Raw genomic sequence first — 11,299 nt, 5'->3', positions numbered from 1 at the left:
GGGTGGGGCGCACCGGGGCGGCGAGGGCGGGCGCCGGGCGCGCCGTCTGCGCGGCGGCAGGATCGGGTCGGCTGGGGGCGGCGGAGCCGGACGGCTGCGTCATGAGTGCTCTCCTTCGAGCGGTGGGAAACTAGGCAAACGTTTGCCTCGCGTCACAGTATGCGAGGCGCCTCGCCGCGGACGCAAGCCCCCTGACGTACAGTTCCTGCATGTCTGCGCACTCCTCCGTCCCGCCCGTCGTGAAGATCGGCGATGTCGCGCGCGCTGCGGGAGTTTCCGTGGGGACCGTCTCGAAGGCCCTCAACGGGACCGGCAGCCTGCGGGCCGAGACGCGCCGGCACGTCCAGGAGGTCGCGGACCGACTGGGCTTCGTCGCCGACTCCCGCGGGCGCGGGCTCTCGAGCGGCCGCACCTTCACCGTCGGCTTCCTGACCACGGACACCTTCGGCCGCTTCACGCTGCCGATCCTCATGGGTGCCGAGGACGCGCTCGCCGTCGGACGCATGGCGGTGATCCTCGCCGACACCCGTGACGACCCCGCCCGCGAGGAGCACCTCCTGCGCTCGCTGCGCGGTCGGCGCGTGGACGGCCTCGTCGTGACGGGTCGCACCACGGACGAGCGCCCGCCGGTGGACATCGACATCCCGGTCGTGCATGCCTTCGCGCCCTCGTCGGACCGGGACCGACCCGCCGTGCTGAGCGACGAGAGCGCCGGTGCGCGGATGGTCGCGGAGCACCTGCTGGCGATCGGCCGCACCCGGGTCCTGCACGTCACGGGACCGCGCCGCCATCACTCGGCGACCGTCCGGGCGGAGGTCGTCGCGGGTGTCCTCGGCGACGCCCTGGTCGGTCAGGCGATGTTCGGCGAGTGGAGCGAGGAGTGGGGGCGGCGCGCCGTCGACCTCGCCCTCGCGTCGGGGCTCTCCTTCGACGCCGTCTGCTGCGGCTCCGATCAGGTGGCGCGCGGGGTGCTGGACCGGCTGCGGGATCACGGCACGAGCGTCCCGGGCGAGGTCGCCGTCACCGGGTTCGACAACTGGGACGTCATGGCGCTCGCCGCCCGGCCTCCCCTGACCACGATCGATCTGTGCCTGTGGGACGTCGGACGCAGCGCCGGCCGCATGCTCCTGGATCTCATCGAAGGGCGCGAGGTCGCCGAGCGCCGCGTGGTCGTGCCGCCCCGCCTCGAGGTGCGCGGCTCGACGGTCTGAGGCTCCCCGTCGAGCCGGCGTCGACGGTTCGGCCCTGAGGGGGCGGGGGCCGCGCCCTGGCGCCCGCAGCGCCCTCATCCTCGACACCCCGCCCCGCCTATGGTCTACGATGCGGGAAAGCGGTTACCCGCATCGCGCTCGCGATGCCTCGACGGTCGCCGCCCCGACGCACCCGACCCGGCACCGCCGCCGGACACCAGGAGACCTCCATGACAGAGCGACGCATCGGCATCATCGTCAACGGCGCGAGCGGACGCATGGGCTACCGCCAGCACCTCGTGCGCTCCCTGCTGGCGATCCGCGAGCAGGGCGGCGTCGAGCTCGCCGACGGCACCCGCCTCGTGCCCGACCTGCTGCTCGTCGGCCGCAACGAGGAGAAGCTGCGCACGATCGCCGAGCGCCACGGCCTGACCGAGTGGACCACCGACCTCGACGCCGCGCTCGCAGACGATCGCTTCGAGATCTACTTCGACGCCCTGGTCACGAACCTGCGGGTCGCGAACATCCGCACGGCGATCGCCGCCGGCAAGGCCATCTACACGGAGAAGCCCACGGCCGACTCCCTCGACGACGCCCTCGCGCTCGCCCGGGAGGCGAAGGCCGCGGGCGTGGTCAGCGGCGTCGTCCACGACAAGCTCTACCTGCCCGGCCTCCTCAAGCTGCGCCGCCTCATCGAGGCGGGCTTCTTCGGGCGGATCCTCTCGGTGCGCGGCGAGTTCGGCTACTGGGTGTTCGAGGGCGACGGGCAGAGCCCGCAGCGTCCCTCCTGGAACTACCGCGCCGAGGACGGCGGCGGCATCGTCGCGGACATGTTCCCCCACTGGAACTACGTCATCGAGAACCTCTTCGGCCGCATCGAGGACGTGTATGCGCAGGTCGCGACGCACATCCCGGAGCGCTGGGACGAGAAGGGCGAGCGCTACGAGGCCACGGCCGACGACTCCGCCTACGGCGTCTTCCGCCTCGAGGGCGGGACGATCGTGCAGATGAACTCGAGCTGGGACGTGCGCGTGGACCGCGACGAGCTCGTGCAGTTCCAGGTCGACGGGACGCTCGGCAGCGCCGTCGTCGGCCTCTGGGGAGCGAAGATCCAGCCGCGCGCGGCGACCCCGCGCCCCACCTGGAACCCCGACGTGCCCGACGCGCACGACTACCGCGCCGACTGGCACGAGATCCCCGACAACGCCGGGCCCGACGGCTTCGACAACGGCTTCAAGGCGCAGTGGGAGGACTTCCTCGCCCACTGGGCCGAGGGACGCGACTACCCCTACGACCTGCTCGCCGGCGCCCGCGGCGTGCGCCTGGCAGAGGCGGGCCTCGAGAGCTCCGCGCAGGGCCGGCGCATCGCCCTCGAGCCGCTCACGGAAGCGTGAGGTCCATGGTGGAGAAGAACCCGGAGCAGACCGCGCGGCGCCTCGCCCTGCTCGGCGAGGACGGCCGGCTCACGACGGCGCCGCTGCCCCCGTCGGCCGCCTTCACCCGTCCCGCCTCCCCGCTGCGCTCGCGCGTGGTCTATGCGGCCTCGCACGTGGTCCCGCTCGCCCACGCCGACAACACCCCGGGTGCCCCTGCGGCGATCGACTGGGAGGCGACCCTCGGCTTCCGCCGCACGATCTGGTCCTGGGGCCTCGGCGTCGCAGACGCCATGGACACCGCGCAGCGGAACATGGGGCTGGACCCCGCGGCGACCCGGGAGCTCATCACCCGCAGCGCCGACGCCGCCCGCGAGGCGCTCGCCGACCCCGCGATCGCCCCGCTGTTCGGTCGGGACGCCCAGGTCGGCGACCTCGTCGTCGCCGGGGTCTCGACCGACCACCGGGAGGAGGCGGAGCTCTCGCTCGACGAGATCGTGGACGCCTACCGCGAGCAGCTCGCGGCGACCGAGGAGTCCGGTGCCGGTGCCGTGCTGATGGCGAGCCGTCACCTGGCCCGCGCCGCGCGCTCGGCCGCCGATTTCGAGGAGGTCTACGCCCGCGTCCTCGAGCACGCCCGTCGTCCCGTGGTGCTGCACTGGCTCGGCACCGCCTTCGATCCGCAGCTCGAGGGCTACTTCGGCTCGTCAGACACCGCCGAGGCCGCCGACACCCTGCTGCGCATCATCGCCGCCGACCCCTCGCGGATCCGCGGCGTCAAGATGAGCCTGCTCGACGACGCCGCGGAGGTCGCCGTGCGCGACCGCCTGCCCGCGGGCGTCCTCATGCTCACCGGCGACGACTTCCACTTCTCCCACCTCATCGTGGGGGACGAGGACGAGGCCGGCTCGGAGCAGCGGAGCACCTCGGCCGACGGGGGCTTCTCCCACGCTCTGCTCGGCGCCTTCGCCGCGACCGCCCCGGCCGCGTCGGCCGCGATCCAGGCTCTGGATGCGGGCGATGCCGCCCGTGCCCGCGCGATCCTCGACGACGCCGAGCGTCTGGCGCGGCAGGTGTTCGCCGCCCCCACCTACCACTACAAGGCGGGCGTCGCGTTCCTGTCCTGGCTCAACGGCCACCAGCGCGCGTTCCAGATGGTCGGCGGACTGCACAGCGCGCGCAGCCTCCCGCACCTCTCGCGCATCGTCGAGCTCGCCGCGGCCACCGGGAACCTCGAGGACCCGGCCCTGGCAGCCGAGCGCTGGCACGCGATGCTCCGCCTGCACGGCTTCGACCCCCAGGAGGTCCTCGCATGAGCGTCCCGCGCCCCGCACCCGCATCGCGCCCCGCACCCGTCCCGCGCCTCTCCCTGAACCGCTGGAGCGTGCGCACCACCCCCATCGATGAGGTGCTTGCGGCATGCGTCGACGGCGGCGTCGGAGGGATCGGCCTGTGGCGCCAGGACGTCGGGACCACGGGCCTGACCGAGCTGCGGCGTCGGGTCGACGACGCCGGACTGCAGGTCACGAGCCTGTGCCGCGGTGGATTCTTCACGGCCGTCGACCCTGCCGACCGTCGCGCGGCGCTCGAGGACAACCGCCGCGCGATCGACGAGGCGGTGGGGCTCGGCACCGACGTGCTCGTGCTGGTCGTCGGCGGCCTGAGTCATGAGGACAAGGACCTCGCGGCCGCCCGGGAGCGGGTCGCGGAGAACATCGCACAGCTCGCCCCGCACGCCGAGCAGGCCGGGGTGCGCCTCGCGATCGAGCCCATGCACCCGATCTTCGCGGCCGACCGCGGCGTCGTCTCCACCACTGCCCAGGCCCTCGACATCGCAGAGCAGGTGGGCAGCGACGCCGTCGGCGCCATCGTGGACACCTACCACGTGTGGTGGGACCCGGACCTGCCCGCATCGATCGCCCGCGCGGGCGCGAGCGGACGCCTGCTGGGCTACCAGGTGTGCGACTGGATCCTGCCGCTGGCCGCCGAGACCCTGAACTCCCGCGGGTACATGGGCGACGGCTTCATCGACTTCCCCGCGATCACCCGCATGATCGCGGAGACCGGCTACAGCGGGCCGATCGAGGTCGAGATCTTCCACGAGGACGTCTGGGCGACGCCCGTCGCCGATGCCGTGCGCACCATCCGCGAGCGCTTCGAGCAGCTGGTCCTGCCCAGCGCCTGACACGTGCCCGACCCGGGTGAGCGGCCGGGGTCAGGCGCCGCCGACGGGGGTGCGCCCGCGTCCTGTGGTCAGCCGGCCGGGGCACACGTGCTGCAGCGCCTCGCCGATGTCGCCGAGCGTGGCCGAGTACTGGGCGGGCTTGACCTTCAGCTCCTTGTCGCGCCCGGAGACGCGGATCCGCACGCCGCCGCCGCGCACGTTGATCTCCTCGATGCTCTCGGCCGGGATCCAGATCGACCCCTTCTCCGCGCACAGGGCCTGCAGGCCCCTCTGCTCGAGGCGCCGGGTGATCCGCTCGGCCTGGCGGTCCTCGCGGCTGCCGCCCGCGAGCATCGCGAAGCCGTTGATGCGGCTGCGCACGATGAGCAGGCCCTGGGGGAGGACCCACAGGTCGCGCGGCATCAGGCCCGTGCCGGAGCCGTTGGTGAGAGCGGCCAGCAGGGTGTCCTCGGGGATCGCCTCCGCGTCGGCCGACGTCGGTGCCTCGTACGGGGTGTCGAGGTCGGCCCCGCGGCGCTCGAGCTCGGCGAGGACCCTCTTCGTCGCCTCGGGACCGCCGTCGCCCGCGATCTGCGAGATGTCGACGACCCCATGCTGGTCGGTGAAGACCGCCTCGGGCCGGAAGTCCGGCTGCAGGTGGAGGGCGCCGGACGCCAGCAGCCGGTCCCGGAAGATCGCCGTGCACAGCAGCTGCTGGATCTGCTCGGGTCGGATGGTCTCGGGGTCGAAGGTGCGCTGCTGCGGCACGGCGAGCATGCGGGCGCCGACGGGCACCTGCACCTGCGTCTCGAGGATCGCGCGCGGGGTGGGCGCCGGGACGACTCCTGCGGCGACGAGGTCGTGCGCGAGCTCGGCGGCCCGACGGTGCTCGTGGATCGCCTGGGCTCGCTGGAACATCTCGTCCCAGGTCCACAGCGGCGCGTCGGCGCGGACCAGCACTGTCCGCTCGATCGCATCGACGTCACGGGGCAGGAGCGTGAGCGCAGGGGCCGCGCCGTCCGGGACGGGCGGCGTCGGGTGGGTCCTGGCGCGCTCGATGCGCTCACGGGTCAGCGGGTGGCTGTCGTACCGGCTGGGCTTCTCCTCGGCGATGATCTGGTGGGCGAGCGGGACGATCCGGTCGCGACGATCGTCGACGAACCGGTGCAGCCCGCCGATGATGGGGGCACGGGCTCCGGTCGCCGCGAAAGCCGGGAGCGCGAAGTCCTCCCAGTAGTACTTCCAGGCGACGTCGGCCTCGGTCATCCGCTCGAAGGCCGAGGCCATGGCGTCGGACCCGGCCAGCCGCAGCGAGAAGCCGTCGGCCGCACGCTCCATCTCACGGGAGCTCAGCTGCGCCGCCCAGACGTACAGTCGCGCGTAGCCGCGGAACAGAAGACCCCACAGGCCCGAGGAGTTGCGGCCGATCGCGACCAGGGCGCGCTGGGCGCGCAGCAGGAACGAGCCCAGTGCGTAGCGCCCGCCCGCGTAGTGGCCGAGCTCGTGCGCGAGGACCGAGCGGAGCTCGCCCACGCTCAGCAGCCCCAGCACGGGCAGTCCGATGAGCATGATGCGCTCCCCGCGGATCCTGGTGACCGCGGCGTTCGCCTCCGCCGCGACGTAGATGCGGTCCACGGTGGGAGTGCCGACGGCGCCGGCGAGCTCGTCCACCTGCGCCCACAGCGCCGGGGCCAGGGATCGCTCCAGGGAAGGGCCGTCGATGCTGCGCCGCGGCCGGGTCGCCAGCTCCTTGATCGCGTAGCCGATGCCCCCGAGGAGGCCGAGCAGCACGATCACGGCGAAGATGATCGCGCGGCCGGTATGGAGCTCGACGATCGTGAGGACGAGCAGTGCCACCACGATCACCACCAGCGCGATCACGAGGACCGGGTAGAGGATCAGCATGAGCAGCGCGGGGAGTGCGCGGAGATAGGACATGGGTACGGGGCCTCCTGAGGTGCGGAGTCAGGCTAGGCCTGCAGGCGCGGATGCGGGACTGCTTTCCAGATTCCGCGCGTCGTCTGCGCGTGGCCCGGATGTCGAGGGACCTCCTGCGTGCGTCGTCCCGGTCCGGTCGGGCCAGTGCCCTGGCGACGAGGGGTCTCCGTCGCCCCCGTGCACTTCGTGTAGCAGGACGTCGGGTGACGTGCATATACGACGGTCACCCGACCTCCTGCTACGCGTAGTGCACGCCTCGCGCGGAGACCACCCGCCACAGGACGATCAGGAAGCCCCTCAGCCCCCGGACGCGGGATCGCCGTTCCTCGCGGTGACGCGACCCTCCCCTGCTGTGCCTTCCTATGGCGCGATCGCCGTGATCTGCCGCGACGCGATGGTCGTGGTCCGCCGCGACGCGATGGTCGTGGTCTACTGCGACACGGTCGCCGTGCTCTCCCGCAGGGCGATCTCCCCGGGCGCCGTCCAGACGGCCGGCGCCGCCTCCGGATCCTCGCCGGCCTCCCCGAGCACCCAGCTCACGGCAGTGTCGGCGATCTGCTCGAGGGGGAGGGCGAGGGTGCTCAGGGTGGGGCTCGCGTCCACGCCGGCAGGGACGCCGCCGAACCCGGCGACGGCCACGTCCTGCGGGACCCGCAGTCCCTGGCGGCGCAGCTCGCCGATGGCCCCGAGCGCCATCACGTCCGCCGGGGCGAACACGCACAGCGGACCGCCTGCCGACGAGCCGTCACGAGCACCGCCCGAGCCGTCGCGATCATCGCCCGAGCCGTCCGCGTCGGCGCTCGTCCCGACTCCCGCGGCCTCGTCGCTCCCGCGCAGATGCTCGGCGACGCGCCGGGCGAGCTCGTGCCCGCCCTGGCGGTCGAGGGTCGCCTCGACGCTCAGCTCGGCCTCGAGGCCCGCCTCCGCGAGGCCCGCGAGGAAGCCGCCTGTGCGGTGGGCGGCCGCGGGCACGGGGCCGTGCGCGCCGACGACGGCGAAGCGACGATGGCCCTCGACGACCAGCGCGGTCGCGAGCGCCCGCGCGCCGTCGGCGTCCCCGACGTCGATCGTGCGGCCCACGCCGGGCGACTGGCCGATCCCGACCACCAGGCCGCCGTTGCGGGCGAATCCCTCGAGCATCGCCGTCAGGGTCTCGTCGGAGCTGGCGCCGTAGGAGGAGGAGCCGACGATCACCAGGGCGTCCACGCGCTGGGCGATCAGCGCCCGGATCGCCCGCGACTCGGTCTCCGCGTCGCGGTCGGTCTGGGTGAGCAGCACCTGCGTGCCCGAGGCGAAGACGCGCATCTGGATCTGCCGGGCGATCTCCCCGAAGTACGGGTCGGAGATGTCGTGGACGACGAGGCCGATGAGCCCGGAGCGGGAGCGGGCGAGCGCCTGGGCCTGCGCGTTCGTCACGTACCCGAGCTTGGCCGCCGAGCGCTGCACGCGCTCGGCGACATCCTTGCCGGGCACCCTGTCCGAGCCGTTGAGGACCCTCGAGGCGGTGGCGAGCGAGACGCCGGCGTCTCGCGCGACGTCGGTGAGCCGGACGGCGGGCATGCGGTCTCCTGCGGGTCGGGTGCGGGGCCGCCGCGGGACGGCGGCCCGGTGCCGGGACGGCGGCCCAAGACGGGGCGCCGCCGCACGGACGGTTGCTGGGAAGGATACGTGCGCGAGCTGCCGCACAGGTCCTGAGCCCGCCGGGTCCCCGCTGCCCGTCGGCTCACCGACGCGTCGGGCGGCTCACCGACCTGTCCGGGCGCTCACGCCCCCAGCAGCCCGTCCACGTACTCGTTCCGGAACACCCGCCGCGGGTCCAGTCGATCCCGCAGCGTCTGGAAGTCCGCGAGCCGCGGGTACTGGGCGCGCACGGCGTCCGCGTCGAGCGTGAACACCTTCCCCCAGTGGGGACGCGGTGAGAACGGAGCGAGGGCGGCCTCGACCTCGGGCAGCACCGCACGGACCTCGTCGGGCCTGCTCTGCCAGGTGAAGTGGATGCATGCGCTCGCGCGCTCGTGGGCGGGGCTCAGCCAGAGGCCGTCGGCCGCGGTGGAGCGGATCTCCGAGACGATCAGCAGCGGGCGGATCCGCTCGACCGTCTCGCTCACGGCGGCGACGGCCTCGCCCACCTGTTCGCGCGGCACGAAGTACTCGGACTGGATCTCCGCGCCGCTGCTGGGCGTGAACTCCATCCGGAAGTGGGGGAGGACCTCGAACGCCGGGCCGGGCTCCCCGCTCTGGTCGGTGCAGAACGTGGGCGGCATGTCCGGGGCCGGGTGGACGGGGCCCGGGGCGCGCCGCGCGCCGTGCCAGGCATCCGGCATCGGGTCCGGGGTGCCGTCGGCCTCCTGCTTCACCCACACCTGCGCGGCCGTCCCGTCCCAGTGGTGGAACATGCTCACGCTGTACGCGCTCGCGAGCACGGCGCCCAGGCCCTCGTCGCTCATCCGCTCGGGCGGCAGGTCCAGGTAGACGGCCTGGCGCATCCGGAAGGCGGGCACCAGGTCGAGCTCGAGGTGGGTGACGATCCCCAGGGCGCCCAGGGCGAGCACCATCCCGTCGAACACCGCGGCGTCGGCCTCGCGGGAGAAGCCGACGAGGTCGCCGTCCGCGGTGACCAGCTCGATCGCCCGCACCGAGGAGGCGAGCGAGCGCTGGCGGTCACCGGATCCGTGGGTGCCGGTCGCGCTCGCGCCGCCCACCGAGATGTGCGGCAGGGAGCCCATGCTGGGCAGCGCGAGACCCTGCTCCCAGAGGGCGAGCACGAGCTCCCCGTAGCGGACCCCTGCGCCGACGCGCACGGTGCGGTGCTCCGTGTCGATGTCGATGCCGCCGGGCATCGCCTCGAGCGTCACCAGATCCGCGTCGGACGCCGCGACCCTCGAGAACGAGTGCCGGGTGCCGAGCGCCCGCATCCGGTCGGAGCGGCCGACGAGGGCGCGCAGCGCGTCGAGGGACGTCGGCCGATGCAGCGGGCCGGGCCCGTAGTCGACCGTGCCCGACCAGCTGAGACCCGGGCGGGAGCCCCGCTCCGCATCGCCGCCGGATCCGCGCATTCCGGAGCTCGTCCCCATGCCTCAGAACCCCTGCGCGAGGCGGTGGAAGACCTGGTTCACGCGCAGCTCCTGCGCGAAGGAGCGCACGGTGGTCGACTCGTCGATGACGGCGAGCTCGAGCCCGGAGATCTCCGCGAGGTCCTCCCAGATCTCGAGGTCGGTCGCCGTGGTCATCACCGTGTGGTGGGCGGCGCCGGCGGTCAGCCAGCACTCGGCCGACGTCGCCAGGCTCGGCGCGGGCTCCCACACCGCGCAGGCCACGGGCAGGTGCGGCAGGGGCTCGTCGGGCCCCACGATCTGCACCGTGTTGGCGACCAGGCGGAAGCGCTCGCGCATGTCGCTCATGGCGATCACGAGGCCGGGTCCGGGGTCGGCCGTGAAGGTCAGGCGCACCGGGTCCTCGCGGTCGCCGATGCCCAGCGGGTGGATCTCGAGACGGGGCCGTGCGGTGGTCAGCGACGGGGAGACCTCGAGCATGTGGGCGCCGAGGATCTTCTGCTCGCCCGGCGTGAGGTCGTAGGTGTAGTCCTCCATGAGCGAGGCGCCGCCGGGGAGGCCGAAGCCCATGACGTTCGCGACGCGCACCAGGATCGCGGTCTTCCAGTCGCCCTCGGCGCCGAAGCCGTACCCGTCGGCCATGAGGCGCTGCACCGGCAGGCCGGGCAGCTGGCGCAGCCCGCCGAGGTCCTCGAAGTTCGTGGTGAAGGCGCCGAAGCCGCCCTCCTCGAGGAAGCTGCGCAGTCCCAGCTCGAGCCGTGCGCCGTAGCGCAGGGACTCGCGGCGCTCGCCGCCCTCCTGCAGCTCGGGGACGACCTCGTACTCGGCGTCGTAGACCGCGACGAGCTCGTCGATCGCGGACTCCTCGATCCCGTCGACCACCTCGACGAGGTCGTTCACGCCCCACGTGTTCACCGAGACGCCCAGGCGCAGCTCGGCCTCTGTCTTGTCGCCCTCGGTGACGGCGACGTCGCGCATGTTGTCGCCGAAGCGCGCGAGGCGCAGCGAGTGCAGCTCCGCCCAGCCCGTCGCCGCCCGCGCCCAGCGGCCGATGCGCTGCTGGACGTCGGCATGCGAGGCGTGGCCGACGACCGTCTTGCGCTCCACGCCGAGGCGCGAGGCGATGTACCCGAACTCGCGGTCGCCGTGGGCGGCCTGGTTCAGGTTCATGAAGTCCATGTCGATGCTCGACCAGGGCAGCTTCTCGTTCGCCTGCGTGTGCAGGTGCAGCAGAGGGGTCTGCAGGGCGTCGAGCCCGAGGATCCACATCTTCGCCGGGGAGAAGGTGTGCATCCAGGCGATGACGCCCACGCACGCCGGGTCGGAGTTCGCCGCGAGCGCAGTCTCGCGGATCGCGTCGCGGCTGGTGAGCACGGGCTTCCAGACGATCTTCACGGGCACGTCGTCCGCGGCGTCGAGGGTCTCGGCGATGACGCGGGACTGCTCGGCGACCTGGTCGAGGGTCTCCGGGCCGTACAGGCCCTGGCTGCCGGTGAGGAACCAGATCTCGCGTGCGGCGAACGGGTTGTCCACGGGGTCTCCTTCGGTCGTGGTTGAACGTTCACATCCTACGGTGGGGAG

Annotated in this window: 8 protein-coding genes; 4 read left to right on the top strand and 4 right to left on the bottom strand. The window is 73.2% G+C overall.

Annotation, left to right across the window (positions count from 1 at the left end; translation table 11 throughout):
- Positions 1-209 precede the first annotated feature (209 nt).
- The 4 genes from MHY49_RS08730 (at position 210) to MHY49_RS08715 (ending at position 4,748) form a co-directional block, all read left to right on the top strand.
- A complete protein-coding gene (locus MHY49_RS08730; protein ID WP_239203622.1) occupies positions 210-1,211 on the top strand; it encodes a LacI family DNA-binding transcriptional regulator in 1,002 nt (333 codons plus the stop codon).
- Between the two features lie 209 nt (positions 1,212-1,420).
- Positions 1,421-2,584, top strand: a complete 1,164-nt coding sequence (locus tag MHY49_RS08725) for a Gfo/Idh/MocA family protein (RefSeq protein WP_239203621.1) — start codon at positions 1,421-1,423, stop codon at positions 2,582-2,584.
- A gap of 5 nt (positions 2,585-2,589) precedes the next feature.
- Entirely contained in the window at positions 2,590-3,879 is a 1,290-nt protein-coding gene (locus MHY49_RS08720) for a DUF993 family protein (protein WP_239203620.1), read from the top strand.
- Positions 3,876-4,748: a sugar phosphate isomerase/epimerase gene (locus MHY49_RS08715; protein ID WP_239203619.1), complete on the top strand. Its 873-nt coding sequence runs from the start codon at positions 3,876-3,878 to the stop codon at positions 4,746-4,748. The genes MHY49_RS08720 and MHY49_RS08715 overlap by 4 nt, the downstream gene beginning before the upstream one ends.
- Before the next feature lie 30 nt (positions 4,749-4,778).
- On the opposite strand, the gene MHY49_RS08710 is transcribed toward MHY49_RS08715, so the two are convergent.
- The 4 genes from MHY49_RS08710 to araA all read right to left on the bottom strand — a co-directional run bounded on the left by MHY49_RS08710 (position 4,779) and on the right by araA (position 11,251).
- Positions 4,779-6,665 (bottom strand): M48 family metallopeptidase, encoded by a 1,887-nt coding sequence (locus tag MHY49_RS08710; RefSeq protein WP_239203618.1) that lies wholly within the window; start codon positions 6,663-6,665, stop codon positions 4,779-4,781.
- Between the two features lie 429 nt (positions 6,666-7,094).
- Positions 7,095-8,225: a LacI family DNA-binding transcriptional regulator gene (locus MHY49_RS08705; protein WP_239203617.1), complete on the bottom strand. Its 1,131-nt coding sequence runs from the start codon at positions 8,223-8,225 to the stop codon at positions 7,095-7,097.
- Between the two features lie 203 nt (positions 8,226-8,428).
- On the bottom strand, positions 8,429-9,739 hold the full coding sequence (locus MHY49_RS08700; protein ID WP_239203616.1) for a D-arabinono-1,4-lactone oxidase: 1,311 nt from the start codon (positions 9,737-9,739) through the stop codon (positions 8,429-8,431).
- Positions 9,740-9,742: 3 nt separating this feature from the next.
- Positions 9,743-11,251, bottom strand: a complete 1,509-nt coding sequence (gene araA / locus MHY49_RS08695; protein WP_239203615.1) for an L-arabinose isomerase — start codon at positions 11,249-11,251, stop codon at positions 9,743-9,745.
- Between the last annotated feature and the right edge of the window lie 48 nt (positions 11,252-11,299).

It is taken from the genome of Brachybacterium sp. ACRRE, from assembly GCF_022346485.1.
Taxonomy (GTDB): Bacteria; Actinomycetota; Actinomycetes; order Actinomycetales; family Dermabacteraceae; genus Brachybacterium; species Brachybacterium halotolerans.
The sequence above is the reverse complement of the archived record's forward strand: the minus strand, read 5'-3'. Positions and strand labels throughout refer to the sequence as shown.

Bases quoted from the DNA above. Each gene is read 5' to 3' on its own strand.
- MHY49_RS08730 (WP_239203622.1), top strand. From the start codon at position 210: ATGTCTGCGCACTCCTCCGTCCCGCCCGTCGTGAAGATCGGCGATGTC.
- MHY49_RS08725 (WP_239203621.1), top strand. From the start codon at position 1,421: ATGACAGAGCGACGCATCGGCATCATCGTCAACGGCGCGAGCGGACGC.
- MHY49_RS08720 (WP_239203620.1), top strand. From the start codon at position 2,590: ATGGTGGAGAAGAACCCGGAGCAGACCGCGCGGCGCCTCGCCCTGCTC.
- MHY49_RS08715 (WP_239203619.1), top strand. From the start codon at position 3,876: ATGAGCGTCCCGCGCCCCGCACCCGCATCGCGCCCCGCACCCGTCCCG.
- MHY49_RS08710 (WP_239203618.1), bottom strand. From the start codon at position 6,665: ATGTCCTATCTCCGCGCACTCCCCGCGCTGCTCATGCTGATCCTCTAC.
- MHY49_RS08705 (WP_239203617.1), bottom strand. From the start codon at position 8,225: ATGCCCGCCGTCCGGCTCACCGACGTCGCGCGAGACGCCGGCGTCTCG.
- MHY49_RS08700 (WP_239203616.1), bottom strand. From the start codon at position 9,739: ATGGGGACGAGCTCCGGAATGCGCGGATCCGGCGGCGATGCGGAGCGG.